General features: G+C 66.1%; 29 protein-coding genes. 16 read left to right on the top strand and 13 right to left on the bottom strand.

Annotated elements, in window-relative coordinates; translation table 11 throughout:
* Positions 1-42 precede the first annotated feature (42 nt).
* Complete coding sequence (locus BRSPCE3_RS26650; protein ID WP_244069260.1) at positions 43-570, top strand: Dps family protein; 528 nt, start codon at positions 43-45, stop codon at positions 568-570.
* 3 nt (positions 571-573) lie between these two features.
* Here BRSPCE3_RS26650 and BRSPCE3_RS26645 read toward each other — a convergent pair whose 3' ends face one another.
* From BRSPCE3_RS26645 to carA, 4 genes are all read right to left on the bottom strand, one after another.
* Entirely contained in the window at positions 574-1,095 is a 522-nt protein-coding gene (locus BRSPCE3_RS26645; RefSeq protein WP_244069259.1) for a cupin domain-containing protein, read from the bottom strand.
* 72 nt (positions 1,096-1,167) lie between these two features.
* Positions 1,168-2,268, bottom strand: a complete 1,101-nt coding sequence (locus BRSPCE3_RS26640; RefSeq protein ID WP_244069257.1) for a mandelate racemase/muconate lactonizing enzyme family protein — start codon at positions 2,266-2,268, stop codon at positions 1,168-1,170.
* A 125-nt stretch (positions 2,269-2,393) separates the two neighbouring features.
* The gene (locus tag BRSPCE3_RS26635) at positions 2,394-2,891 is read right to left on the bottom strand and encodes a PaaI family thioesterase (RefSeq protein ID WP_244069256.1); all 498 of its coding nucleotides are present in this window, start codon (positions 2,889-2,891) and stop codon (positions 2,394-2,396) included.
* A 148-nt stretch (positions 2,892-3,039) separates the two neighbouring features.
* Complete coding sequence (carA, locus tag BRSPCE3_RS26630; RefSeq protein WP_244069254.1) at positions 3,040-4,233, bottom strand: glutamine-hydrolyzing carbamoyl-phosphate synthase small subunit; 1,194 nt, start codon at positions 4,231-4,233, stop codon at positions 3,040-3,042.
* A gap of 161 nt (positions 4,234-4,394) precedes the next feature.
* Between carA and BRSPCE3_RS26625 the strand changes: the two genes are divergently transcribed.
* From BRSPCE3_RS26625 to BRSPCE3_RS26610, 4 genes are all read left to right on the top strand, one after another.
* Positions 4,395-5,096 (top strand): alpha/beta fold hydrolase, encoded by a 702-nt coding sequence (locus tag BRSPCE3_RS26625; RefSeq protein WP_244069253.1) that lies wholly within the window; start codon positions 4,395-4,397, stop codon positions 5,094-5,096.
* A gap of 58 nt (positions 5,097-5,154) precedes the next feature.
* The gene (locus tag BRSPCE3_RS26620) at positions 5,155-5,610 is read left to right on the top strand and encodes a GatB/YqeY domain-containing protein (protein WP_244069252.1); all 456 of its coding nucleotides are present in this window, start codon (positions 5,155-5,157) and stop codon (positions 5,608-5,610) included.
* Positions 5,611-5,740: 130 nt separating this feature from the next.
* Positions 5,741-6,208, top strand: coding sequence for a hypothetical protein (locus BRSPCE3_RS26615; RefSeq protein WP_244069251.1), 468 nt, complete (start codon positions 5,741-5,743; stop codon positions 6,206-6,208).
* 76 nt (positions 6,209-6,284) lie between these two features.
* Positions 6,285-7,895: an acyl-CoA synthetase gene (locus BRSPCE3_RS26610; RefSeq protein WP_244069250.1), complete on the top strand. Its 1,611-nt coding sequence runs from the start codon at positions 6,285-6,287 to the stop codon at positions 7,893-7,895.
* Between the two features lie 145 nt (positions 7,896-8,040).
* On the opposite strand, the gene BRSPCE3_RS26605 is transcribed toward BRSPCE3_RS26610, so the two are convergent.
* From BRSPCE3_RS26605 to BRSPCE3_RS26590, 4 genes are read right to left on the bottom strand one after another with little or no spacing between them, the layout of a single operon-like run.
* Complete coding sequence (locus BRSPCE3_RS26605) at positions 8,041-8,556, bottom strand: SRPBCC family protein (RefSeq protein WP_244069249.1); 516 nt, start codon at positions 8,554-8,556, stop codon at positions 8,041-8,043.
* A 32-nt stretch (positions 8,557-8,588) separates the two neighbouring features.
* The gene (locus BRSPCE3_RS26600) at positions 8,589-9,056 is read right to left on the bottom strand and encodes an SRPBCC family protein (RefSeq protein ID WP_244069248.1); all 468 of its coding nucleotides are present in this window, start codon (positions 9,054-9,056) and stop codon (positions 8,589-8,591) included.
* A complete protein-coding gene (locus tag BRSPCE3_RS26595) occupies positions 9,049-9,513 on the bottom strand; it encodes an SRPBCC family protein (protein WP_244069247.1) in 465 nt (154 codons plus the stop codon). The genes BRSPCE3_RS26600 and BRSPCE3_RS26595 overlap by 8 nt, the downstream gene beginning before the upstream one ends.
* The gene (locus tag BRSPCE3_RS26590) at positions 9,506-9,820 is read right to left on the bottom strand and encodes a helix-turn-helix transcriptional regulator (protein ID WP_244069246.1); all 315 of its coding nucleotides are present in this window, start codon (positions 9,818-9,820) and stop codon (positions 9,506-9,508) included. Before BRSPCE3_RS26590 ends, BRSPCE3_RS26595 begins: the two co-directional genes overlap by 8 nt.
* Positions 9,821-9,940: 120 nt before the next feature.
* Here BRSPCE3_RS26590 and BRSPCE3_RS26585 point away from each other — a divergent pair, with 120 nt between their 5' ends.
* From BRSPCE3_RS26585 to BRSPCE3_RS26575, 3 genes are all read left to right on the top strand, one after another.
* Positions 9,941-11,383 carry an LVIVD repeat-containing protein gene (locus BRSPCE3_RS26585; protein WP_244069245.1) on the top strand — a complete coding sequence of 481 codons (1,443 nt, stop codon included), beginning with the start codon at positions 9,941-9,943 and terminating at the stop codon, positions 11,381-11,383.
* Positions 11,384-11,390: 7 nt separating this feature from the next.
* The gene (locus tag BRSPCE3_RS26580) at positions 11,391-11,936 is read left to right on the top strand and encodes a hypothetical protein (protein WP_244069244.1); all 546 of its coding nucleotides are present in this window, start codon (positions 11,391-11,393) and stop codon (positions 11,934-11,936) included.
* 224 nt (positions 11,937-12,160) lie between these two features.
* Complete coding sequence (locus BRSPCE3_RS26575; protein WP_050402699.1) at positions 12,161-12,778, top strand: LysE family translocator; 618 nt, start codon at positions 12,161-12,163, stop codon at positions 12,776-12,778.
* A gap of 28 nt (positions 12,779-12,806) precedes the next feature.
* On the opposite strand, the gene BRSPCE3_RS26570 is transcribed toward BRSPCE3_RS26575, so the two are convergent.
* From BRSPCE3_RS26570 to BRSPCE3_RS26560, 3 genes are read right to left on the bottom strand one after another with little or no spacing between them, the layout of a single operon-like run.
* The gene (locus BRSPCE3_RS26570; RefSeq protein WP_244069243.1) at positions 12,807-13,730 is read right to left on the bottom strand and encodes a xanthine dehydrogenase family protein subunit M; all 924 of its coding nucleotides are present in this window, start codon (positions 13,728-13,730) and stop codon (positions 12,807-12,809) included.
* A complete protein-coding gene (locus BRSPCE3_RS26565; protein WP_244069242.1) occupies positions 13,727-16,408 on the bottom strand; it encodes a molybdopterin-dependent oxidoreductase in 2,682 nt (893 codons plus the stop codon). The genes BRSPCE3_RS26570 and BRSPCE3_RS26565 overlap by 4 nt, the downstream gene beginning before the upstream one ends.
* A complete protein-coding gene (locus BRSPCE3_RS26560; protein WP_244069241.1) occupies positions 16,405-17,079 on the bottom strand; it encodes a TetR/AcrR family transcriptional regulator in 675 nt (224 codons plus the stop codon). Before BRSPCE3_RS26560 ends, BRSPCE3_RS26565 begins: the two co-directional genes overlap by 4 nt.
* Before the next feature lie 187 nt (positions 17,080-17,266).
* On the opposite strand from BRSPCE3_RS26560, the gene BRSPCE3_RS26555 reads away from it, so the two are divergent.
* Together BRSPCE3_RS26555 and BRSPCE3_RS26550 are read left to right on the top strand one after the other, a co-directional pair.
* On the top strand, positions 17,267-17,500 hold the full coding sequence (locus BRSPCE3_RS26555) for a DUF6894 family protein (RefSeq protein ID WP_244069240.1): 234 nt from the start codon (positions 17,267-17,269) through the stop codon (positions 17,498-17,500).
* A 9-nt stretch (positions 17,501-17,509) separates the two neighbouring features.
* Complete coding sequence (locus BRSPCE3_RS26550) at positions 17,510-17,686, top strand: hypothetical protein (RefSeq protein WP_244069239.1); 177 nt, start codon at positions 17,510-17,512, stop codon at positions 17,684-17,686.
* 12 nt (positions 17,687-17,698) lie between these two features.
* Here BRSPCE3_RS26550 and BRSPCE3_RS26545 read toward each other — a convergent pair whose 3' ends face one another.
* Positions 17,699-18,628: an AraC family transcriptional regulator gene (locus BRSPCE3_RS26545; RefSeq protein WP_244069238.1), complete on the bottom strand. Its 930-nt coding sequence runs from the start codon at positions 18,626-18,628 to the stop codon at positions 17,699-17,701.
* A gap of 356 nt (positions 18,629-18,984) precedes the next feature.
* Here BRSPCE3_RS26545 and BRSPCE3_RS26540 point away from each other — a divergent pair, with 356 nt between their 5' ends.
* Positions 18,985-19,935: an AraC family transcriptional regulator gene (locus BRSPCE3_RS26540; RefSeq protein WP_244069237.1), complete on the top strand. Its 951-nt coding sequence runs from the start codon at positions 18,985-18,987 to the stop codon at positions 19,933-19,935.
* Positions 19,936-20,278: 343 nt separating this feature from the next.
* Here the strand turns inward: BRSPCE3_RS26540 and BRSPCE3_RS26535 are convergent, their stop codons facing one another.
* Positions 20,279-20,485, bottom strand: coding sequence for a hypothetical protein (locus BRSPCE3_RS26535; RefSeq protein ID WP_244069236.1), 207 nt, complete (start codon positions 20,483-20,485; stop codon positions 20,279-20,281).
* A gap of 98 nt (positions 20,486-20,583) precedes the next feature.
* On the opposite strand from BRSPCE3_RS26535, the gene BRSPCE3_RS26530 reads away from it, so the two are divergent.
* From BRSPCE3_RS26530 to BRSPCE3_RS26510, 5 genes are all read left to right on the top strand, one after another.
* Positions 20,584-21,801: an NAD(P)/FAD-dependent oxidoreductase gene (locus BRSPCE3_RS26530; RefSeq protein ID WP_244069235.1), complete on the top strand. Its 1,218-nt coding sequence runs from the start codon at positions 20,584-20,586 to the stop codon at positions 21,799-21,801.
* A gap of 77 nt (positions 21,802-21,878) precedes the next feature.
* Positions 21,879-22,670: an acetoacetate decarboxylase gene (locus tag BRSPCE3_RS26525; RefSeq protein WP_244069234.1), complete on the top strand. Its 792-nt coding sequence runs from the start codon at positions 21,879-21,881 to the stop codon at positions 22,668-22,670.
* A 33-nt stretch (positions 22,671-22,703) separates the two neighbouring features.
* Positions 22,704-23,879 carry a patatin-like phospholipase family protein gene (locus tag BRSPCE3_RS26520; protein WP_244069233.1) on the top strand — a complete coding sequence of 392 codons (1,176 nt, stop codon included), beginning with the start codon at positions 22,704-22,706 and terminating at the stop codon, positions 23,877-23,879.
* A 47-nt stretch (positions 23,880-23,926) separates the two neighbouring features.
* The gene (locus tag BRSPCE3_RS26515) at positions 23,927-24,709 is read left to right on the top strand and encodes a 3-hydroxybutyrate dehydrogenase (RefSeq protein ID WP_244069232.1); all 783 of its coding nucleotides are present in this window, start codon (positions 23,927-23,929) and stop codon (positions 24,707-24,709) included.
* Positions 24,710-24,754: 45 nt separating this feature from the next.
* Positions 24,755-25,486: a DUF1275 family protein gene (locus BRSPCE3_RS26510; RefSeq protein WP_244069231.1), complete on the top strand. Its 732-nt coding sequence runs from the start codon at positions 24,755-24,757 to the stop codon at positions 25,484-25,486.
* Positions 25,487-25,491: the final 5 nt, after the last annotated feature.

Genomic DNA, 25,491 nt, shown 5'->3' with positions numbered 1-25,491 from the left:
TCAATGCGCCGAAATACGGGGTTCCTAACAGGAAGGTTTACCGTGAGCAAAGCCAAGACTGAGAAGATATCGCCCGATCTCGATACGCCGAGTGACTTGTCGCAGGCTGCGGTGGACACGATCTCGGCCTCGCTCAATACGCTGCTGGCCGACGCCTTCGCGCTGTACCTGAAAACCAAGAATTTCCATTGGCATGTCAGCGGCCGGCATTTCCATGATTACCATCTGTTGCTGGACGAGCAGTCGGACGCGATCTTCGCGACCACCGACCAGCTCGCCGAGCGGGTGCGCAAGCTCGGCGGCGCCACGCTGCGGTCGATCGGCGACGTCGCCAGGCATCAGACCATCAAGGACAATGACGAGGCTTACGTCCCGCCGCGCGAAATGCTGCGCGAGCTGATGGAGGACAACAAGCACATGGCGGCGGCGATGCGCAAGGCGCACAAGCTTGCCGACGACCATGAGGATTCCGGCACCGCCGGCCTGCTCGAGACCTTCATCGACGAAACCGAGCGGCGCACCTGGTTCCTGTTCGAGGCAAGCCGCCAGGAAGGCAGCAACGCGGCGTAGGCGTCAGCGCTGCCACAGCCGCGGCAGCGGGCCATCCTTGCCCATCACCGGATCGGTCGCGGGGATCGCAACCAGCGGGATCGTCTTCACCGCCTTCGCATGGTTCTCCGGCGTCGGCCGTTGCAGGTCCATGGGCGGGCCCGGCGGATAGGCGCCGACCACGCTGAAATCGTCGCTCGCCGACAGGCATTGATGTCCGGTGCCGGCCGGCAGGATCGCAACATCACCGGCCGCGATCTCGAGCGCACGCCCATGCGGGCCGCCGAATTGCACGCGCGCGCGGCCGCGGGCGACGCCCAGCACCTCGTGGACGGTGGCATGGTAATGGGCGAAGTCGTAGACGCCGTTGCGCCACATCGCGCCCCAGCCATTGTCGCCGAACAGCTGCTCGATCGTGGCCTCAGGATTTCTGCCGATGTCGACCGCGCCCTTGTAGACCAGGAACGGCATCGGATTGTTTGGCACGAGACCATCGTCCTTGAACACGATGGTCAGGGGTTCGACATCCTTGCTCACCACCGGCATAGCGGCTCTCCAGCGTTGCGAGCGGCGATGATATCAGGACAAACCAAACCGTCGGTCCGGAAACCGTTCCCGCTAGATCTTGAATTTCAGCACCTCGTCCTTGAACCTGAGCCCGTGTCCCGGCCGCTCCGGCGCGGTGATCATGCCGTTGGCAATCTGCGGCGGATCGACCCAGAGGTCGTCGATCAGCGCCATGTTCTCGCACCAGATGCCGTTCGGGATCGAAGCCAGCAGGTGCACATTGAGCTCGGGAAACAGATGCGGTGCGATGGTGATGCCGAACGTGTCCGCGAGCGCTGAGATCTTGCGCAGATCGGTCATGCCGCCGCGCATCGGATCGGGTTGCAGGATCGGCAGGCAGGGATTGAGGAAGAACGGCCGCAGGTCGTAGCGCGTGAAATGGGTCTCGCCGCCGACGACGCGCATGTCGAGCGCCGCCGCGATGCGCTGATAGCCGGCGAAATCATCGGCCGGCACCGGCTCCTCGAGCCAGTAGATGTCGTACTTCTCGAACTTGCGTCCCATCTCGATGGCGACATCGGCGCTCCAGCCCATGTTGACGTCGATCATGATGTCGATGTCGGGTCCGAGCGCCTCGCGCATGCGGCGCACATTGTCGAGGTCCTGCGCCGGCGTGTGGACATGGGCGACCTGCATCTTGATCGCCTTGTAGCCCTGCTTCACGAAATGCAGCGCCTTCTCGATCATCCCGTCGCCACCGGCGCCCCGGAAGCAGCCGGAACCATAGATCGGGATTTCCGAGCGATAGTGTCCCCACAGCCGGTGCAGCGGCAGCCCGGCGCGCTTCCCGACCGCGTCCCACAGCGCGATGTCGAGCGCAGACATCGCCATCGCGGCAATGCCGCCGCGGCCATAGGTCATCGTTGCCGTCCATAGGTCGCGCCAGATCGCCTCGATCGCGGTGGCGTCCTTGCCGATCACGCGCGGGATGATGCACTCGTGCAGACAGGCTGCGATCGATTGCATCGCCGGGCGGAACACGAACAGATAGCCCATGCCGGTGATGCCGCCTGACGTCTCGACGTCGCAGACCAGGATGTCGCGCGTCGCGCCGAGCGCTGCGCCCTTCAGCCAGGGATCGGCCGCCCAGGGCAGCCGCAGCATCGTCACGCGGATGTCGCGGATGGTCATGTCTGGATTGGCTGAAATCATCGGGCGTTTCCCTTCGCAGGCCGGATCATGTTGCCTGATCTCGGACAGGGAGACTCAATCACAGAGCGCGGCCGCCAATCCAGCGCGCTTCGTCATGCCTCCCTTGCGCGAAGACGCGATTGCTTTCAGGAATTCTTGGGCAGCTCGAACACCAGGCAGGTCGTGGTGGCATGCGCGAGCAGCTTGCCTTTGTTGTCGGTGATCCGCGCTTCGGCGGTCGCAACCCGGCGCCCGGCGTTGAGCACCTGGCCCTCGGTGCGGATCGTGCCGGTGTCCTGGCTCATGCCGCGGACGAACGAGATCTTGAACTCCAGCGTGGTGTAGCCAAAGCCCTGCGGCAGCGTGCTCTGCACCGCGAGCCCCATCGCGGAATCCAGCAGGATCGCGGCGTAGCCGCCATGCACCGAGCCGATCGGATTGTAGTGGCGCAGGCCGGGGATGCTGTGGATCACCACGTGGCCGGTCTCGGCGGTGCAGTCGAACGGCTCGACCGTCTCCATGATCGGCGGCTCCGGCAGGGTGCGGGCGAAGATGCCGCGCACGAAGTCGAGCCCCGGCATCGATGCCGTCACCGCCAGCGAGGAGACGCCGTAGACGGGCTTCGGGGTGGCGCTGTCGGTCATGGCGGGCAATCCTGCTGCGTGACGATCGTCGTCATACGACGAGTAGCTTGCCAGTGTCCGCTCATGCAAGGCGTGACAAAAGATCATGCCCGGACCTGGTGGTCCGGGCATGCGGCATTCTCTGAAGGACTGCGCTGATGGCCGCGGTCTACGCGGCCTGCTTCTTCTTCCGCATCAGATCGGCGAAGCGCTGGAACAGGTAGTGCGAGTCGCGCGGGCCGGGCGAGGCTTCCGGGTGGTATTGCACCGAGAACACCGGCTTGCCCTCGAGCGCGATGCCGCAATTGGAGCCGTCGAACAGCGAGATGTGGGTCTGCGTTGCGCCCTTTGGCAGCGTCGCCTGGTCCACCGCGAAGCCGTGGTTCATCGAGGTGATCTCGACCTTGCCGGTTGTCTCGTCCTTGACCGGATGGTTGGCGCCGTGATGGCCCTGATGCATCTTCATGGTCCTGGCGCCGACGGCGAGGCCGAGCATCTGGTGGCCGAGGCAGATGCCGAAGGTCGGCGTCCCCGAAGCGATCACCTTCTGGATGACGGGCACGGCATATTTGCCGGTCGCGGCGGGATCGCCGGGGCCGTTCGACAGGAACACGCCGTCCGGCTTCATCGCCAGGATGTCCTCGGCCGCCGTTGTCGCCGGCACCACGGTTACCTTGGCGCCGACGCCGGCGAGCAGGCGCAGGATGTTGCGCTTGATGCCGTAGTCGATCGCGACCACGTTGAATTCCGGTGCGGTCTGCTGGCCAAAACCCTTGCCCCACACCCAGGGGGTCTCGTCCCAGGTGAAGCGCTGGCCGGAGGTGACCATCGGCACCAGGTCCATGCCCTCGAGGCCGGGCCATTCGCGGGCCTCTTCCTTCAGGGCGTGCAGGTCGAACTCGCCGCTCTTTGCGTGCGCGATCACCGCATTGGGCATGCCCTTGGAGCGGATCAGCGCGGTCAGCGCGCGGGTGTCGATGCCGGACAGGCCGATGATGCCGCGCGCCTTCAACCACTGGTCGAGGTGGCGGGTGGCGCGATAATTCGAGGGATCCGTGATCGCCGAGCGCAGGATCACGCCGCGCGCGCCGGGTGTCGCGGCCATATTCACCGTCTCGATGTCTTCCTCGTTGGTACCGACATTGCCGATATGCGGGAAGGTGAAGGTGATGATCTGGCCGGCATAGGACGGATCGGTGAGGATCTCCTCATAGCCGGTCATCGCGGTGTTGAAGCAGACCTCGCCGACGGCGTGGCCTTCGGCGCCGAGACCGAAGCCTTCCAGCACGGTACCATCGGCGAGCACAAGGACCGCGGTCGGTTTGTGGTCCGGCCAGGCGGGAGCGTTTTCGGGGGTTGTCATGAGCCCTTTAAATAGTCGCCGCACCCTGCGGCGTCAAAGCGAAAGGGCAGGGATTCACACGGCAATGTCCGTCGATTTGACAGGCCGGAACGGCCTTTTAATCTAAAGTTCCCTGAAGCGGCCGTTTGCTTGCCGAAAATGACCCGGTCCGGAGCTCCCGTATGGACAACACGATGCCGATCCTGCTCGTCCCGGGCCTTATCTGCTCGCCGCGGATCTTTGCCCCGGTCATCCCGGCGCTGTGGCGGCTCGGGCCGGTCACGGTCGCCAACCACGTCCGGGACGACAATATGGGGGCCATCGCCCGCCGGATCCTGGCCGAGGCGCCGCCGCGCTTCGCCCTCGCCGGGCACTCGATGGGCGGCTACATCGCCTTCGAGATCATGCGGCAGGCCCCGGAGCGGGTCGCGAAACTGGCGCTGATGAGCACCCAGGCGCGGGCCGACACGCCGGAGGCGACCGTACGCCGCCGCGGCATGATCGAGCGTGCCAAAACCGGCCAATATCGCAGCGTGGTCGACGAGCTGTTTCCCGGCTTCGTGCATCCGTCGCGGCAGGGCGACGCCGGCCTGCGCCAGATTGTCGACGACATGAGCGAGGACGTCGGCGCCGAGGCCTTCATCCGCCAGCAGAACGCGGTGCTGAGCCGGCCGGATTCGCGGCCGAGCATGGCCTGGATCAAGTGCCCGACCCTGGTGCTGACCTCGGATACCGACAACACCGTGCCGAATTCATTGTCGGACGAGATGGCGGGCGGCATTCCCGGGGCAAAGCTCGTCGTCCTCTCGAATTGTGGTCATCTGCCGCAGCTGGAGCAGCCGAAGGCGTGCGCCGATGCGCTGGTCGAATGGTTGCGGAGTTAGGTTGTTCTGTCGCCGCAAACTGCCTACATGAGTGGATTGCTAGTTTAAGGACACCAGAATGCTGCGCGACGATATCAACACTGCGGTCAAGGAAGCGATGAAGGCGAAGGATGAGCGCAAGCTCTCCACGCTGCGCATGGTCAATTCGACCATCAAGAACGCCGATATCGATGCGCGCGGGCAGGGCAAGCCGCCGCTGTCGGATGCCGACATCCTCGGCGTGTTGCAGAAGATGATCAAGCAGCGCCAGGAGTCGGTCGAGCTCTACGACAAGGGCGGCCGCGCCGAGCTCGCTGCCCAGGAGCGCGAGGAGATCGCCGTGATCTCCGCCTATCTGCCGAAGCAGATGTCGGATGACGATGTGAAGGCCGCGATCGCGGCCATCATCGCCGAGACCAATGCTGCCGGGATCAAGGACATGGGCAAGGTGATCGGCGCGCTGAAGGCGAAATACGCCGGCCAGATGGATTTCGGCAAGGCCAGCGGCCTGGTCAAGGCGGCGCTATCGTCCTGATTTCGTAGCCCGGATGCAGCGAAGCGAAATCCGGGTGAAGCTATCCGTTTGGTGAGACCCCGGATTACGCTTCGCTTCATCCGGGCTACGCATGACCTGCCCTATGCGGGTCGGATGGCGGAGGCTTCCGATGTTTCGTGTCGCGGCGGACAGTCTGGAAGCCTACCTCGCCTTCGATCCCGGCCGGACCGCGGATCTCGAACAAGTCCATGCGGTGATGCGAAAGGCCGCGCCTTCGCTCAAGCGGCACTTTCATGCCGGCTCGCCCACCGGCGAGGCCGGCATGCGCATGAATCTGATCGGCTACGGTCAGTTTCGCTACGCGATCAAGTCCGGCAAGACGGCGGTCTGGCCGGTGATCGGGCTGGCGCTGCAGAAGAACTACATCAGCATCTATGTCGCGGTGACCCGTGGCGGCAAGCCGCTGGTGTCCTGCTACGCCGGCAAGCTCGGTGAATTGCGCGCGGGCGGCAACAATTTCAGCTTTGTCGCGTTCGGCGACCTGAACGGCCCCGCCATCGCTGCGCTGTTCGCCGAGGCCGCCGACATCTTCAAGGCGGACAAGGAAAATCCGGTCCGCTATATGCAGGGAGAGTGAACTCCACTGCCAAGGGGCGCCGACAAGCCCTGCAAGCCATGCCGCGGCATGGCCGATATCGAGGAACGCCGCCGCCATGCTCAAGCAAGCCGCCACCTACGACGAGATCTACCGCAACTTCCGCTGGGAGATTCCGGCACGCTTCAACATGGCGACCGCGTGCTGCGATCGCCATGCTGACGGCACCGGTCGGCTTGCGCTGATCTATGTCGACGAGGATGGCGGCACCACGCGGACCTCGTTCGACGAGGTCGCCGACGCCTCGCGCCGCTTCGCCAACGTCCTGACCGCCGACGGCCTGGTGCGCGGCGACCGCGTCGCGGTGTTTCTGTCGCAATCGCTCGAATTGCCGGTTGCGCATCTCGCGGCATTCCGCGCCGCGCTGATCTCGATCCCGCTGTTCGCGCTGTTCGGCGAGGACGCGCTGGAATTCCGGCTATCGAACTCGGCGGCGAAAGCCGTCATCACCGATGAGGCCGGCTGGGAGAAGATAGCGAAGATCCGCGACCGGCTGCCCGAGTTGAAGAGCGTCTATATCGTCGGCGACAAGACGCCGGCGGGGACAAAACCGTTCTGGAGCGCGATCAAGGCGGCGTCGCCGGAATTTGCCACCGTCGACACCTCGGCCGACGATCCCGCCCTGATCATCTACACCTCCGGCACCACGGGCAATCCGAAGGGTGCGCTGCATGCGCATCGCGTCGTGCTCGGCCATCTCCCCAATGTCGAGATGTGCCACGACTTCCTGCCCAGGCCCGGCGACCTGATGTGGACGCCGGCCGACTGGGCCTGGATCGGCGGCCTGATAAACGGATTGTTCGCGTTCTGGTACCACGGCATCCCGATGGTCGGTCACCGCGCCCGCAAGTTCGAACCGCAGGCCGCGATGCAGATGATGGCGGAGCTCGGCATCCGCAACGTGTTCCTGCCGCCGACCGCGCTGAAGCTGATGCGTCAGGCCGACGTGAAGAATGCCGGCGTCAGGCTGCGCAGCATCTTCACCGGCGGCGAGTCGCTCGGCGGCGAATTGCTCGGCTGGGTCCGCGAGACCTTCGGCATCGACGCTCACGAGGTGTTCGGCCAGACCGAATGCAATCTCGTGATCGGCAGCAACTCCAATCTGTTTCCGATCCGTCCGGGCGCGATGGGGCGCGCCACGCCGGGCTTCGACGTCCGCATCGTCAACGACAGGGGCGAGGAACTGCCGCGCGGACAGCGCGGCATCATCGGCGTGCGCCAGCCGTGCCCTTGCACCATGATCGAGTACTGGCGCAATCCGGAAGCCACCGCGAAGAAGTATGCCGGCGAATTCCTGTTGACCGGCGATCTCGGCGTGCAGGATGAGGACGGCTATTTCTGGTACGTCAGCCGCGAGGACGACGTCATCACCACCGCGGGCTATCGCGTCGGTCCGTCCGAGATCGAGCACACGCTGATGAAGCATCCGGCGGTCGCGATGTCGGCGGTGGTCGGCATCCCCGATCCGATCCGCACCGAATCGATCAAGGCCTGGATCGTGCTGCGCCCTGGCTTCGCGCCGAGCGATGAGCTGGCGCGCGAGATCCAGGAGTTCGTCAAGGTCCAGCTCGCCGCCCACGAATATCCGCGCTTCGTGCAGTTCGCCGACACTCTGCCGATGACGGCGACCGGCAAGGTGTTGCGCCGCGAGCTGCGGGCGCTGGGCTAGCTCTCTCCACCGTCGTCCCGGCGAAGGCCGGGACCCATTACCACCGCTCTAAGCGATTAGAGTTCGCTGGGGCCACAGCGTCGCGCAACACAAGCATTTGTGGTTATGGGTCCCGGCCTTCGCCGGGACGACGGCGGAGTAAACCTCACCCCGGCATCGGGATTCCCAGTTCCTTCAGCGCGGCCAGCATGCGCTGCGGCGGCTGCATCGGGATCACCATGGCCTTGCCGGTCTCCAGCATGCTCTTGAGGCTGGAGAGGATCGCCGGCCAGCCGGTGCGGCCGCCGGACAGGATGTCGTCGCTGATCGGGCGGTCATGCGATTGCAGCAAGGTCAGCTTCACACCGTCGCCGGCCGGCTCGATCTCCCAGGTGACGAGCGTCGGCCCGAGCTTTTCGACCAGCTGCGGCCAGTTGACGTTGAAGGTAACGGTCAGCCGCTTCAGCGGATCGCACTCGATTACTTCGCCTGAAATATGCAGCGCGCCATCCGGCGTGCGCACGATGTAAGCGCCGCCGACGCGAAGGTCGACCTCGACTGTGTTGCCGGAGAAATACTGCCGGCTCAGCTCGGCCAGGGTCAGCGCCTGCCACACCTTCTCGGGCGTGGCGGCGATGTAGATGGCGTAGACGATCGCCGGTCTGAATTTTTCGATGTTCATGTCCGCACGTGTCCTTCGATAGATCTTCATTGTCATTCGAAGCCGTCGATCCCAAGCGCGGCAGGCGGGATGGTGACCGCCTTGCCGGTTTCGAGCAGGCTCTTGAGCCCGGACAGGATCGCCGGCCAGCCCTTGGAAATGCCGTCGAGCAGCTTGCTGCCCACGCCGAAGCCCTCATGGGTCACGATCAGCTTCACGATCTTGCCATGGGACTCGAGTGTGAAGATCACTTTGGTCGCCGGCTCCTTGCGCATGTCCTCGTCGAGCACATGCTTGAAGGTGTAGGCGAGGCGCCGCGGCCGGTCGGCCTCGAGGATCTCGCCGGTGTCGGTGGTCTTGCCGCCCATCACCAGCGCCAGCGGCGAGCCGACCTTCCAGTCCGATTGCAGCTCGGTGTCGAACCAGTACTGCCGGGTGAACGTGCTCTCGGTCAGCGCGTCCCACAGCTGCTCCGGCGTGGTCTCGATATAGGTGACATAGACGAATTCGGGCTTAGGCATGGTAGGGCTCCCTGGCGCCGCTGGTGAGCAGGTCGGCCGGCAGTTCGCGCCCGGTCTCGAGGAAGCTCTTCAGGCTTGCGATCACCATCGGCCAGCCGCCGGAGATGTCGCGCAGCGTCTTCGGACCGAGATTATCATGCGTCACGGTTAGCTTGACGACCCCGCCATATGGTTCGATGTCGAAGGTCACCCGCGACACCTGCTCGCGCGCGGCGCCTTCCTTCACCACGTCCCAGCTGTAGGCGAGCCGGTTCGGCGGATCGGCGATCAGCACCTCGCCTTGCACGCTGCGTCGGTCGTCCTTGGAGAGGTTGCAGGGAGAGCCGACCTTCCAGTCGGAGGTGGCGCGATAGCCGAACCAGAAGCGTTCGGTGAACTCGCTCGAGGTCAGCGCGTTCCACAGCTTCTCGGCCGTGGTCTCGATATAGGTGACGTAGACGTAGTCCGGTTTACTCATCACGCTTCTCCAATTGCCGTTTCAATTCGCTGAGCGCGACGAGTTTCCCGCGCTCGAACTTCCTGATCCACCGCTCGCCGATCTGATGGATCGGAACCGGGTTGAGGTAATGCAGCTTCTCGCGGCCATGCTTGATCGTGGTGACGAGGTTGGCCTCCTCGAGAATCACAAGGTGCTTGGTGACGGCCTGGCGCGTCATGTCGAGGCCGTCGCAGAGCTCACCGAGCGTCTGCCCGTTTTGTTCGTGAAGCCGGTCAAGCAGCGTTCGCCGTGAGGCATCCGCGAGGGCTTTGAAGACTTCATCCATGGGTCGGATAATAGGCAACCAAATGGTTGCATGTCAAGAGCGTGTGTTTGGGCGCTGCTACCGCCGTGCTAGCGTCCCGCGCAGCCGACGCAGATTGGCGGGGAATTCGGGGTGGTGCGCATGGGTGGTCGCGTTACGGCAGTCTGCTGCACGTTTGTTCTCGTCCTGCTCGCGAATGGCGCGAGCGCGCAGCAGAAGATCGGCGACCCGCCCGAAGCCTCCAACATGCGGCTGGTTGGAACCAGCGATCTGCAGGCCCGCAGCCCCTATCAGCCGACCATCCATCACCAGGGCGACAAATGGATCGCCTATATCGGCCATCACGGCGGCACCGACGATATTCCGGATCCCGTCAATCCGATGACCGGCAAGCCTGAACCAAATGGCACCTCGATCGTCGACGTCACCGATCCCGCGCATCCCAAATATCTGCGGCACATTCCCGGGCAGGAAGGCAAGTATGAATCCGGCGGCGCACAGATGGTGCGGATCTGCGACGGCAAGGATCTGCCGAAGGGTGACCGCAATGCGGTTTACATGCTGCGCGCGGTTGGTACCGAAGGGCACGAGATCTGGAACGTGGCCGACCCCGCCAATCCGGTTCTCGTCACCCGCATTGGCGAGGGCCTGAAGGACACGCACAAGAATTTCTGGGAGTGCAGCACCGGCATCGCTTATCTGGTGTCGGGCGCGCCGGACTGGCGCACAAGGCGGATGACGCAGATCTATGATCTCTCCGATCCGGCGCATCCGGTGAAGATCAGGGATTTCGGCCTGCCCGGGCAGCAGCCGGGCGCGACCGGCGCGGTGCCGACCGAACTGCACGGGCCGATCTCGACCGGGCCGCAAGGCAACCGCGTCTATTTCGGCTACGGCACCGACAAGGGCGGCTTCCTGCAGATCGTCGATCGCGACAAGCTGCTCAACGGGCCGAAGGAGCCGACGCCGGACAATCTGCAATTCCCGGAGATCGCGCGGATGCCGCTCTCGGCGATGAACGGCGCGCACACGGTGTTTCCGATGCCGGGCATGCCGATCGCGGAATTCGCCCATGACAAGGACGGCAAGACCCGCGACATCGTCATGATCGTCGACGAGGCGATCCAGAACGAATGCGGCGAGGCGCGGCAGATGGTGTGGTTCGCCGACGTCACCACCGAGGCGCGGCCGATGCTGATCTCGAGCTACACGGTACCGGAGGCCTCCGGCGCGTTCTGCGCGCGCGGCGGCCGGTTCGGCTCGCATTCGTCGAACGAGAGCATGGCGCCGGTCTATTACAAGAAGCTCGCCTTCATTGCCTTCTTCAACGCCGGCGTCCGGGCGCTCGACATCCGTGATCCCTATCACCCAAAGGAAGTCGGGTACTTCATTCCCTCCATCACCGCGGCGACCGACAAGCGCTGCGTCACGATCGACGGCCGTGACCGCTGCAAAGTCGCGATCCAGACCAACAATGTGGAGACCGACGAGCGCGGCTACATCTATGCGGTCGATCGTGCCGACACCGGCCTGCATATCCTCGAACTGACCGGCGAGGCGCGCGCCATCGCCGGCCTGCCGTGAGCGTTCGATGACGCGCGCGTGGCCGGTCATCGCGGCGATGTTCCTGGCGCTCGGCGGCCTCTCGACCGTTGCCGGCTACGAGATGGCGCCGCCGCGCGCGGCGCAGTGGCGCGAGATCGCCTGGCCGTTCCCGCGCGACGGCTGGCCTGCCGGCCGCGCCTTCCGCTGCGGTGCGGCGGAGTGCGGCGCCGAGGTCGAGATCTATCTCCGGCCAAAGCTCGGCTTCTGTAATTGCGACAGCGGCGTCGCCGATGACGACGAAGTCGATCGCGTCTCCGACGTCGACATGATCAGCCCGCGCTTCGCGGCGCGCAAGGCGGGCGATGTGGTCGATGTCGCCGACATGCACGGACGGATCAGGGCCTATGACCTCGGGATGCCCAAAGAGAAGCGCATCGCGATCGGCATCGCGCTGTCGCACCGTTGCGATCTGATGGCGGTGGTGGCGCAGGGCAACGGAGATGCGGCGCAGGTCCAACGGGCGACGCTGGCACTGCTGGGATCGGAGGAGATCACGAAATGGATGACAGCCGCGATGGAAGGCAGCCGTTGAGCGTAGCGCGCATCTACCTTACCTCACCCCGCTTGCGGGGAGAGGTCGGATCGCATCGGAGATGCGATCCGGGTGAGGGGGTACAGGTCTGACGACTCGCACCGCCTCGCGGAGAGAGCCCCTCACCCCAACCCTCTCCCCGTGAAGGACGGGGAGAGGGAGCGGACCGCTTCCATGTTCGCCTCTTGCATGCATAATGTAGCATCGAACAAAACGAGCCCCCCATGTCCCTGCAAGCCTATTTCGCTTTCGTCGCCGCCTGCATCGCGCTGGCGCTGCTGCCCGGTCCGATCGTCACGATGGTGATCGCCAACGGGCTGCGCTACGGCACGCGCGCCGCGCTCACCAATGTGCTGGGCGCGCAGGTCGGCCTTGCGATCGTGATCGGCATCGTCGCGGTCGGGCTGACCTCGCTGATGGCGACGATGGGCTATTGGTTCAACTGGGTGCGCTTTGCCGGCGCTGCCTATCTGGTCTGGCTCGGCATCAAGCTGATCCGTTCGCCGGTCGAGGGCGTCGGCACCGACGATCGGCCGCCGCCGCCGCGCGGCGGCTTCTTCTTGCAGGGCTTTCTGGTGCTGCTCTCGAACCCGAAGGTGCTGGTATTCTTCGGCGCCTTCATTCCGCAGTTCATGGATATGGACAAGCCGCATCTGCCGCAGGTGGCGCTGCTCGGCGTCACCTTCATGGCGACCGCCGTGCTGACCGACGCCGCCTATGCGCTGGCCGCCGGTCGTGCCCGGAAGTTCTTCTCCAAGGAGCGGACACGGCTGATGTCGCGCATCTCGGGCGGCTTCATGATTGGCGGCGGCATCTGGCTGGCGCTGACGCGGGCGCGCTGAGCCAGCGCGCCCGGAACGCTCGCCAGCGCTACCCGGCAATCCGCTCGACGAGGTCGCGCACCAGGCCGGTCAAGAGGTCGAGCTTGTATCCGGTCATCGTCAGTGGCTTGGCCCCCGATGTCGCGAGCGCGGCGGCTTGCGCGATGGTCGATGCGTCGGCCGGCTGTCCCTCCAGCGCCGCGGCGCTTGCAGCAAGACGCAGCGGGACCGGGGCGATGCCGCCGGCAGTGATGTGAACCTGCTGGAACACCCCGCCTGATATCACCGCCCGCACGCAGATCTCGACCAGTGGCCATTCCGCGTGCGTCCGGCTGATCGCGCGCTTGTACAGCGCGCGCTCGCCGGCCAGCGGGGCGGGGAGCTCGATCCGCTCGATCCGTTCGCCTGCTGCCAGCAGATTGTCGGCGGTGCCGTTGCTGCCATCGCCGAGCAGGTCGGTGATCGACAGTCCGCTGCGCCGGTCCGTGACGATCTTCGCATCATAGGCCAATAGCGCCATCGCCATGGTCGACGGATGCGGCGCCACGCAGGGGCCGAGATCGAACGCGACGTGATAGAGATGGTTGCCGGATCGCGCCGGACAGTCGGCGCCGCCCTTCTTGAGGCAGGCGATCTGCGGATTGCGGAAGTACCAGCAGCGCGACCGCTGCGCGAGGTTGCCGCCGAGCGTCGCCATGTGCCGGATCTGCGGCGTAGCGAGGCCCTGCGCGGCAGCAGTGATGCCGGGATAGCCTTGCGCGAGCCGCGCGTCGGATGCGATCGCAGCGATCGCGGTCAGCGCGCCGATCCGCGCCGCGCCATCCGCGCCCCAGGTAATCCCGATCGTATCGGGACTGGCGGTGAGATCGATCACCGTTCCGCACGACAGACCGCTGCGGCGGCGTTCCGACAGGTCGGTGCCGGCGGCACGGAATTCCGGTGCGGATAACACTTCTGCGGTTGCGACGCTCATGCGGCATCCCTCCCTTTCAGCGCGGCGACGATACGATCGGGCCGGATCGGAATCTCGGTGAGGCGGACGCCGATCGCATCGTGGATCGCGTTGGCGACCGCGGCCGAGGTCGGCACCGTCGAGGCCTCGCCGATGCCGACGCTATTGCCGAACACATGGTCGAAGCCGGCTTCGTCGAAATGGACATCGATCTCGGGCGTGTCGGCGATCCCCGGGATGCGATAATCCTCCATTCCCGCGGTCAGCACGTCGCCGCTGATCGGATCCAGCTCGCGCGCTTCGTAGAGCGCGTAGCCGAGACCCTGGATCACCGCGCCGCAGGCCTGGCTGCGCGCCAGCACGGGAGCTGCGATCTTGCCGACCGCGATGCCGGTATGCACGTTGAGCACCCGGACATGGCCGAGCCAGGTGTCGACCTCCACCTCGACCACCTGCACCGAGCTCGGCACGCCGGCGCCGACCGCGATGTTCGAGAAGCGGCGCATCATCCAGCCGAACACCATGCCCATCAGGCCGACCTCGCGCAGCGGCGAGCGGATGCCGGGCGCGGTGTTCTTGCCGTCCTCGCCGCGCGTTTCCGCCACCGCGATGTCGGGCGAGCGCGCGATCAGTTCGCGCCACGGCGCGTTCGAGCCTGGCGCGGGCTTTCGTGTCGCCTGTTCGAGGATCGCGGCCTTCAGCTTCCGCACCGCCTGCAGCGTCGGCGGCATCACCGAGGCGGTGACGCGGCTGCCGCCGGAGCCGGGCCCCTCAGGCAATGATGAATCGCCGATCCGTACGTCGATATCGCCGGGCTCGAGATCGAACTCGCGCGCGATGGTGTCGGCCAGCACGCTGCGGGTGCCGGTGCCGATGTCCTGCGTCGCAGTGCTGGCGACGATGCGGCCGCCTTTGACCGCGACCTCGACCTTCACATTGGGCTGCCAGAGATAGAGCCAGTAACCCGTGGCGACCCCGATGCCGCGGCGATAGCGCCCGGTCTGCGCAGGTTTGCGGTTGCGCCAGAGCTCGAGGCTGGATGCCCAGTCGTAGAGCCGTTGACGGTTGGGATCGGGATCCCATTTCTTGCGCAGGGCGATCGGATCGACCTTGAGCCGCAGCGCCGCCTCGTCGATCGCCTGCTCGACCGCGAACGCCATCGGCGGACCACCGGGGCCGCGGAAAGCGGCACCGGGCGGCAGATTGCTGATGACGTCGAAATCCGACAGATCCTTCGCTTCGGCCGGGTAGATCAGCCGCGCCAGGCCCGCGATCGTCGAATTGGTCGCGGCGCCCGTATCGGCATGCGCGGTGACCGAGAGTGCCTTCAGGCCGCCCTGCTCGGAGGGCAGCAGCGCGACCTTCAGCTCAGCGGCCGGCCGGTAGCCGGCGACGGAGAGCTCCTCCTGCCGGTCGTAGGCGACCCGCACCGGTGCCTTCGCCTCACGCGCGAGCTCGATGGCCGCGATCGTCTCGGTGCCCAGGCTCGCCTTCGATCCGAAGCCGCCGCCGACGTGATCGGCGATGACGCGGACCTTGTCGTGGTCGAGCTTGTAGCGCTTGGCGATCTGCTCCTTCAGGTGAAACACCTGCTGGGTCGAGGCGTGCAGGGTCAGCCGGTCGCCGTCGAAGCGCGCCACCGCGGCATGCGGCTCGAGGCAGGCATGCTGCTGCGTGGCGGTGCGGAAGGTGGCTTCGACCAGCAGCTTGTTGTTGGCCTGGCGCGCCTCGTCGACCCAGCTGCGCGCCTTCTTGGCGCGGGTCGAGAACACCGCGGTCGGGCCGCGGATGTTCTGCTTCCACGGCGCCGGTCCGCCGGCCGCCTCGGAGACGTTGCCGGCGCGCTTGCGGTTCGCTCTGTCGAACACCACGGGCGCGCCATCCTTGCGGCCGGCGTCGAGGCCAACCACCGCCGGCAACCGCTCGCTGCTCAGCCTGATTGCGGCAAGCGCGGCCAGCGCCGTCTTGCGGTCCTTCGCGGCGACCGCCGCGATCGGCTCGCCGACATAGCGCACGATCCGGTCATCGCCGATGAGTGATACCGCGGTAACGCCCGCGAGCGCGCGCGCCGGCGCGAGATCGAGCGCGGTGATGCGCGCATGCGCCTCGCGCGAGCGCAGGATCAGGCCTTCGAGCTGGCCGTCATGGTTGATGTCGACGGTGTATTTCGCCGCGCCCGTCACCTTGTCGCGCGCCTCGACGCGGGGCGCTACGACATTGTCGCCGTCGAAGCGGCCGGCGCAGGCGTCCGCCACCGCGCGAAAAATCCCGTCATAGGCGCCGCAGCGGCAGAGATGGCCCGACAGCGCCGCGCCGATCTCCTCGCGTGATGGCACCGCCGTTCCCCTGGTCGCGCGCCATTGGTCGCAGAACGCGGTCGCTTCGACGATGAAGCCCGGCGTGCAGAAGCCGCATTGTAGCGCGTCATGCGCCATGAACGCCTTCTGCACCGGATGCAGTTGTGCGGCGCCGATGCCTTCCACCGTCGTCACGGCCTTGCCGGCGGCGGCTTGCGCCGGCATCAGGCAGCTTGCCACCGGCGCGCCGTCGACCAGCACCGTGCAGGCGCCGCAGACGCCGGCGCCGCAGACGAGCTTGGTGCCGGTGAGCTTGAGTTGGTCGCGCACGATGTCGATCAAGAGCGCATCGGGATCATCGGGCAGGGATTCGACGCGGCCGTTGACGGTCGTCGTGGTCATGACTGTCCTCCAGTTGTCCTGCGTGTCGGCTTTTTGGCGGTGGCCGCCTTCTTGGCGGGCGGCTGTGGTGATTTCGGCAGGGATTTCGATATGGCGCCCGCACAGAGCGTCCGCACCATGATCGCCATGTCCTTCAGGAACGCGTGCGACGGCTGCATCGCCGGATACTGCGACTTCGCTGCGTACATCGACATCTCGACCAACCTTGCGAATTCGACCGGCGAGAGATCTTGCGGCAGCGTCAGTTGCAGTTTGCGAACGGCCCGCGCGATGGTCGCGACCATGCGCTCCGCATAGCGTGCGGCGTAGGTCTGATAGAGGTCGCGCGCGTGCACGAGGTGCTCGGAATACAACTCTTCGAGATGCGGTGAGCCGTCCAGCGAGGCGATCATGGTCGACATCCGCGCGGTCATGCCCGCGGCGAGGATGTCGCCGAGATTGCCGCCCGCGGTCTCCGCCTCGGCAACGGCAGCCGCCTCGGCCGCGATCGCGGACTCGTGCACGCGCTCGATCACGGCCCGAAACAGCGCTTCCTTGGATTCGAAGTGATGATAGAGCGCCTGCCGCGTCAGGCCGGCGGCTTCCGCGACCTGCTCGATCGAGGAGCGGCGAAAGCCGTGCCGGCGGAAAACCAGCATGGTGGCGTCGAGAATGCGGGTTTTCGGTCCCATTTGACGATTTTGACAAATAGAGGAGAACTGTCAAATCGCGATTTGGTGAGGGCGGCGTCGGCGCCCGATCACCGTCCCGCGAGCCCGCTGCCTGTGTGAACCGCATCACGGAAGGGCGCGCCCCGGCTGCGTAAAGCTACGTCATGCCAAGGCGAGCTGCTCGCCTGAGGCTTGCGAGGATACGCAGATGGCTCAGGTCTATTTCCATTGCTCGAACACGCGCGGGGTGTTGATGGATCGCCGCGGCACCGCGGTGAACGGCCTCGCCGAGGCCTGCGAGGCGGCGACCTGCATGATGCGATCGCTGGTCGCAACCGCGAGCCTGGAAGACTGGCGCGACTGGGCCGTGCATGTCAGCGACGAGGCCGGCGACGAGATCGTGATCCTGTCCTTTGCCTCCATTCTCGGCAAACCGCACTGAGAGGAAGCCATGCTGTCAGCGCAGCCGTTGTTGCCTCTTCACCGCGGTCTGAATGCGATCACGACGGGCTGGCAGAACCTGATCGCGCGAATGCGCGATCCCTACCGGCCCGAGCGCCATTACATGCGCGGGCCGGGCCCCAAATGGCATGCGAAGCATGCCGTGCAGGCTGTAGCTGTGGGCTAGACGCGGACCTGATCAGGTCTCGCTCTTGGTCGGGCGATGCGCGTCGCGGCGCCACGCCGCCGGGCTGACGCCGACGATTGCCGAAAACACCCGCGTGAAATGGCTCTGGTTGGCGAAGCCGGCCGAGATCGCGATCTCCGACAGCGACAGGTCACGCACGGCCATCAGCTGCTTGGCGATCCTGATCCGCTGCTGAAGCAGCCATTGGTGCGGCGGCAGGCCGGTGGAGATGCGGAAGGCGCGCGAGAAGTGGGAGACCGACAGATCGAACTCGGCGGCGATCTGTTTCAGCGGGGTCTTTCCGCCGAGGTCGGCTTCGAGCCGCTCGCAAGCCTGCTTCGCCTGCCATGCGGCAAGGCCGCCGCGGGCCGGCGCGGTGATGCTGCGCAGTCCGCCATAGGTCTGGGCGACATGCGCGGTGAGGGCGAGCATCATGTGATCGACGAACAGCTGGTTGGTCTCCTCGGGCCGGCGCAATGCTTCAAGCAGCGAAGCACCGAGATGGCGGATGACGCCGTCGTCATGGCCGATGCCGGGCTCGTAGCCGAGCTCATCGATCCGCGGCGCGCCGGCTTGCCTCGCGATGTCGTCGAGCGCCGAGCGCGGCAGGTAGAAAAAGATCGAGTGGAACGGCTTGTCGATCACATAGCGCGGATCGCGCTTCAGGTCGTACAGATAGGTCGCGCCACGACGGATATCCGACTTCGTGACGAAGCGGCCTTGCTCCCAGCACTCGCAGCCGGCGTAATCGCGAAACTTCAGGCTGACGAGATAGGCGTCGTCGGCAGGCAGCGAGCCGGACATATCCCGCACCGGGTTGTCATTGCGGGTTTCGGTGACCGCGAGCTCGGCGCTGCGCAGCGAACGCGTGATCAGCACGGGCGCCTCCGCCAGCTGCAGCGGTTGCCCGAGCTTTCGTCCGTAGACGCCTGCCTGTGCCATTCTTGAAATTTCCGTTGTGAACCCGGCCTGCCGTGACCGGCATCCTGCGCGGGTGATAGCCCATGAGCGGAAATCGGCAAGGCGATGTTCGGCGCATCACGCGATGATGAACGACCGGTCGGCACCACCGCGGCAATGATTCCGAAATGATTTCAAGGTGGTTGGCAGGATTGACCGGCGGCGGCACGAAATGCCGCAGGCCGGGCGCGGCGCAGAAATCGACAAAGCGCAGTCGTTTCAGGAAAGACGACGCGGCGTCGTCGCGCTTAGTACGCTCCGACAGTTCCGCGGCTTATCGGTCGACGGATCGGCCCGCAGGGAGGGCGCGCATGAGCCTTCAAACGCGAGCATGCCTCATGAGCAAGCCAGTCCTGCACGATCCCTTGCGAAATCCGTCCGCCGCCTCCGACGCGGGACAGCCGGAGCCGCCGGCCGGCGAGCGCCGTCCCGCGGACCAGGAGATGGCCCGCGTGCTCAAGACGCGGCCGCTTCGGATGGCGGCCGATCCGTCGAGCGGCGCGGTCGCCTATTGGAAGCACGACGCCCTGCACGACATCGTCAAGCCGATGGTCGATCACGTCATCATGACGTATCCCGCCGGCTCGCAGCAACTGGAGCGGCGCACCGGAAGGGCGGCAGCGATCGGCACGGCGCGTCCCGGGGTCGTGACGATCATTCCGGCCGGCTCGACCTCGCGATGGGACATTCACCAGTCGATGCATGTCGTGCAGCTCTATCTGCCGCATGCGACGCTGGAGCGTGTGGCTGTTGAGGCCGAGGGCGCCGCTCCCGGCGATCTTCTGGAGCGCACCGCGCATCCCGATCCCATTACGTCGCGATTGCTGCTCAGCGCCGCCGACGCGCTCGACGGTGCCCGGGCGCTGGATGCGCTGTTCAGGCACCAATTGACCGATCTTCTGGCGAACCGCCTGCTGTCGGCGCATGCCGGCGTGCATGCCACGGTTCAGGCGACCATGGGAGGTCTTGCGCCGGCGGCGCTGCGCCGCGCCATCGAGCGGCTGCGCTCGGACAGCGATGCGGATGTCTCGCTGGCGGCGCTGGCGACCGATGCCGGCCTGTCGCGCTTCCACTTCTGCCGCGCGTTCAAGGACAGCACGGGCCTCTCTCCGCATGCCTGGCTGCGCCAGCATCGGCTCGAGCAGGCCATGAACATGCTGCGCGACACCGACGCATCCGTGGTCTCGATCGCGGCGGCGCTCGGCTACGGCTCGCAGACCGCGTTCGCCGCGGCGTTCAGGAAGCTGACCGGGGAAACCCCGAGCGATTGGCGGCGGCGTCTGCGCTAGAGCGTTTTCGAGCGAAGTGGACGCCGGTTCGCGTGGAGAAAGCGCTTCAACACAACAATCCAGAGCTCCGGTTCTGATTCAATCAGAACCGGATGTGTTCTAGCAGCAATCGCTCTTCACGTCGGGCAATCGCTCTGGGGCACCCACAAGGCCGATTCGCTAAATCACCGTGGCACTGATGCCAACAACGGAGACGAGCGATGGTGTGGCGGGATTTCGGCAGCTCCCTTGCAATCACGCGACGGCGCCGGGCGGTTGCGACCGCCCTCATGTATGGCCTCACGCTCACCGTCCGCTTCACGTCGGCAGCGGGTGAAGACGCCGAGACGCAGGCACAGACCGCTCACAGCGCTGATGCCATGACGTCGCTGATGATCAGTGACGTGACCGTGGCGCTCTCCCGGGACTGGCCGCCGAGGTCCGCGCAGCCGATCAGCCTTCGCCGCGGATCGCCGTTGAATGCGAGAGGTTGCCGCACGGCGTGTGAGGCTGCGACCCGCATGGCCTTCGTTTCGAACTGCGTCACTCGGCAATAGGTGCCGGCTTTCACCTCTTCGCGTCGCCGATCGCGACAGGCTTGGCCGCCAATGGCAAGCGGCGGCGGCAACGCGCGGACATCAGAGACTGCAAACCCAGAGGAGACTTCACATGCGACTGGTCATCATTGGTGCCGGCTTTGCCGGCATGTACGCCGCTCTTTCCGCCGCCCGTCTGCGCGATATCAGGGGCGTCTCGCCCGAGCAGCTCGAGATCGCGCTGGTGGCGCCGGAGCCGACCCTGGTGGTCCGCCCGCGGCTCTATGAGCCGAAGCCGGAGACGCTGACCGCTCCGCTGCTCGACGTCTTCAACGCGATCGACGTCGTCTATGTGCAGGGTAGCGCCGAGGCCGTCGACACCAAGGCGCGCACCGTGCAGATCGTCACCGCGAAGGACGCGCGGAAGACGCTGCCCTACGATCGGCTGGTGCTGGCGACCGGCAGCCGGCTGTTCCGTCCGAACGTGCCCGGCCTCGCCGAGCATGGCTTCAGCGTCGACAATCTCCAGGATGCGATCGCGCTCGACCGCCATCTGCATGGGCTGGCCGGGCAGCCGGCATCTGCTGCACGCGACACGGTGGTGGTCGCCGGCGGCGGCTTCACCGGCATCGAGGCGGCGACCGAGCTGCCGGCGCGGCTCAAGGAGATTCTCGGCAGCGACGCCAAACCGCGCGTCGTCATCGTCGAGCGCAATCCCGCGATCGCGCCCGACATGGGCGAAGGCCCGCGCCCGATCATCGAGGATGCGATGCGCAAGCTCGGCGTCGAGGGCCGCTTCGGCGCCGGCGTCGCCGAGGTCAGCAAGTCCGGCGTCACGCTGTCCAACGGCGAGCATATCGAAGCCGCGACCGTGGTCTGGGCGGCAGGCATTCGCGCCGCGCCGTTGACCCAGCAGATCCCGGCCGAACGCGACAATTTCGGCCGGCTGCTGGTCGACCGCGATCTGCGGGTGTCGTCGGTGCCCGGCGTGTTTGCGACCGGCGATGCGGCGCGCGCCGCTTGCGACGATGCCGGCAACTACGCGCTGATGTCGTGCCAGCACGCGACGCGGATGGGGGCCTTTGCCGGCAACAATGCCGCGGCCGAGCTGCTCGGCGTCCCGACCAAGCCGTATCACCAGAAGGGTTACGTCACCTGTCTCGACCTCGGCGAAGCCGGCGCGCTGTTCACACGCGGCTGGGAGCGCGAGGTGACGATGGTCGGCGACGTCGCCAAGAAGACCAAGCAGGAGATCAACACCGTCTGGATCTATCCGCCGCAGGCCGAGCGTGCCGCCGCGCTGGCCTCCGCCGATCCGGAGCGTGTGTCTGATGTGAGTGGCTTCTTCTAGGCCTTCACGCGAAACGGGCCGCGCTTCCCGACGAAGCGCGGCCCGCCCGCCTCAAACCACTCTGGAGCTCGAACACCATGAAACACGAGACCGTGCGGACATCGTCGTTTGCGATGCCGCTGACCAGTCCGGCCTTTCCGCCCGGCCCCTATCGCTTCGTCAACCGCGAGTATTTCATCATCCAGTACCGCACCGATCCCGATGCGCTGCGGCGCGTGGTGCCGGAGCCGCTGGAGCTGACCGAGGCGGTGGTGAACTACGAATTCATCCGCATGCCCGACTCCACGGGCTTCGGCGACTACACCGAAAGCGGCCAGGTCATCCCGGTGTCCTACAAGGGCCAGCTCGGCGGCTTCACCCACCAGATGTTCCTCAACGATCATCCGCCGATCGCCGGCGGCCGCGAACTGTGGGGCTTTCCCAAGAAGCTGGCGCAGCCGAAGCTCGAGGTCGAGATCGACACGCTGGTCGGCACGCTGAACTACGGCTCGGTGCGGATCGCGACCGGCACCATGGGCTACAAGCACCGCGCGCTCGACATCGCCGCGGAAGCAAGGAAGCTCGCCGCGCCGAATTTCCTGCTCAAGATCATTCCGCATGTCGACGGCACGCCGCGGATCTGCGAGCTGGTGCGCTACCACCTCGAGGACATCACGGTGAAGGGCGCGTGGACCGGGCCGGCCGCACTGGACCTGTACGCGCATGCATTGGCGCCGGTCGCCGAACTGCCGGTGCTGCAGGTTCTCTCGGCCAAGCACATCCTCGCCGATCTGACCCTCGGGCTCGGCAGCGTCGTGCACGACTATCTCGCTAGCGGCCGGGCCGCACCGCAACGCGGCGAAGCCTTGGTCGCGGCGAATGCCGGCTGACCAGCTTCGATCCATCCATCAGGAGTTTCAGCAATGTTGAAAGTGATGCGTGAGCAGATCGATCCGCAGGCGCAGCAGGCCAGGCCGTTGCCCTACGACGTCGTGGCCCTGGTGTTGCAAGGCGGCGGCGCGCTCGGCGCCTATCAGGCCGGCGTCTATCAAGGCCTGCACGAGGCCGGCATCCGGCCGAACTGGCTGGCCGGCATTTCGATCGGCGCGCTCAATGCCGCGATCATCGCCGGTTCGCCCGAGGGCGAACGGGTCGAGCGGCTGCGCAAGTTCTGGGAAAGCATCTGCGCCGCGTCGGTCGAATGGCCGGCGGGCGAAGGGCTCGCCGACGCGCTGCCGTTCGCGTTCGACATGCGCTCGGCGCACAATGCGCTGGCGGCGATGCGCGCGCTGTTCCAGGGGCAGCCCGGCTTCTTCAAGCCGCGCTTCCCGCCACCGTTCCTGTCGCCGTTCTCGGGCGCGGCCGCGACGAGCTTCTACGACACCTCGGCATTGCGGCAGACGCTGGAGCAACTGGTCGATTTCGACCGGCTGAACTCGGGCGAGGTGCGCGTCAGCGTCGGCGCGGTCAACGTTCGCACCGGCAATCTGACCTATTTCGACACCGCCGAGCGCCGGCTTGGGCCGAAGCATTTCATGGCGTCCGGCGCACTGCCGCCGGGCTTCCCTTCGGTCGAGGTCGATGGCGAGCATTATTGGGACGGCGGCGTGGTCTCGAACACGCCCCTGTCCCGCGTGCTGTCCAGCGAGCCGCGCGACACGCTGACCTTCCAGATCGACCTGTGGTCGGCGAGGGGACGCGTGCCCAACGACCTGATGGAGGTGTCGAGCCGGCAGAAGGACATCCAATATTCCAGCCGCACCCGTTCCATCACCGATCAGGCACTGCGGATGCAGAAGATGCGTCAGGCGCTGCAGCGGACGCTTGCCCTGCTGCCGGAGAGCGCGAGGCAAGACCCGGAGATCCGCGACATCGCCGAGATGGCGCGCCATCGTTCCTGCAACATCATTCACCTGATCTATCAGTCCAAGGTCTACGAGCGTCACTCCAAGGACTACGAGTTCGGGCTGGCCGCGATGCGCGCGCATTGGCAGAGCGGGCTCGAGGACATCCGCCGCACATTGGCGGACCCGAGCCGGCTCGATCCGCCGGCCCCCGAACTCGGGATCGTCACCCACGACATTCACCGCCGCGACTGAGCGTCCGTCGCGTCTGTTCCTCACAGCAGCATCGAAAGGAATTTCCCATGTTGAAGGGCAAGGTTGCAATCGTCACCGGATCGACCAGCGGGATTGGGCTTGGCATCGCCAGGGAGCTCGCCAGGCTGCGCGCCGACATCGTCCTGAACGGATTCGGCGACAGCAGCGAGATCGAGGCGATCCGCGGCGGCATCGAACGTGAGCATGGCGTGCGCGTCGGTTATGACGGCGCCGACATGTCGAAGGAGGATGCCGTGCGCGGCCTGGTCGCCGCGACGATCGCGAAGTTCGGCCGTCTCGACATCGTCGTGAACAATGCCGGCATCCAGTTCACCGCGCCGGTCGAGGAATTCCCGGCCGCCCGCTGGAACGCGATCCTGGCGATCAATCTGTCGGCCGCGTTCCACTCCATCGCGGCCGCGGTGCCGCAGATGAAGAAGCAGGGCTGGGGCCGCATCGTCAACATTGCCTCCGCGCATGGCCTCGTCGGGTCGACCCACAAGGCCGCCTATGTCGCGGCCAAGCACGGGCTGATCGGTCTCACCAAGGTGGTGGGCCTCGAGACCGCCGGCAGCGGCGTCACCTGCAACGCGGTCTGTCCCGGCTGGGTGCGCACGCCGCTGGTCGACAAGCAGATCGACGACATCGCCGCGCAGCGCGGCATCAGCCAGCAGGATGCCGCGAGAGACCTGCTCGCTGAAAAGCAGCCGTCGCTCCAGTTCGTCTCGCCCGCGCAGCTTGGCGGCACCGTTGCCTTCCTGTGCTCGGGCGCCGCAGACCAGATCACCGGAACGGCGATCTCGGTCGACGGCGGCTGGACCGCGCGGTAGCGCGCGGTCATCGAGCTGCCAAGCGCCAACATCCGGGTGATCGCCATGTCACTGCCCGCCAGAGGCTTGCTTGCATTGCAACGGCCGGATGATCCCGCCGGTGACGCCATCGCGCTGTCACGGATGGAAGCGCGATTGCCGGCTTTGCTCAGCGTGATTGCCGGAATGGTCGACTGTACCGGCTTCTTCACGCTGGGCCATGTCTTCACGGCTCACGTGACCGGCAACCTCGTGCTGGCAGCCGGCGTTGCCGTCGATGGCGGCTCGTTCCATTGGGCGCAGTTGCTGACCGTCCCGGTCTTCATGCTGGCGCTGGCAGGTGTCTGGCTGATTGCCCGTGCATCGCGCCTGCACGGTGCAAGGCTGGTGCGGCTGTTGCTGCTGGTTCAGTTTCTGATCCTTGCCGCGCTGCTGGCCTTCAGCATCGTCGCCAGGCCGTCGGCCGATCCGGCGGGATTGCTGGCCGGCACGGCGGCGATGATGGCGGTGTCGGCGATGGCCTGTCAGTACGCGCTGCTGCGGCTTGCGGTGCGGGGTACGATCTCGACCGCCGTGATGACCGGCAATCTGGCCAATGCCGTTTTGTCGGTGATGGACTTGCTTTCGGTCCGTCATCCTCTGCTGCCGCGTGACGCGACGCCATTGAACCATTCGCTTGGCCGCCTGGCCGGATTCCTGTTCGGCTGTGTCGTTGCCGCGGCGGTCGTCTCGCAGGCCGGAGACTGGACCTGGTCGCTTCCAGCAGCGCTTGCGGGTCTTGCGATCGCGGTGCGGTAGCCGGC

It is taken from the genome of Bradyrhizobium sp. Ce-3 (assembly GCF_022835695.1).
Taxonomy (GTDB): Bacteria; Pseudomonadota; Alphaproteobacteria; order Rhizobiales; family Xanthobacteraceae; genus Bradyrhizobium.
The sequence above is the reverse complement of the archived record's forward strand: the minus strand, read 5'-3'. Positions and strand labels throughout refer to the sequence as shown.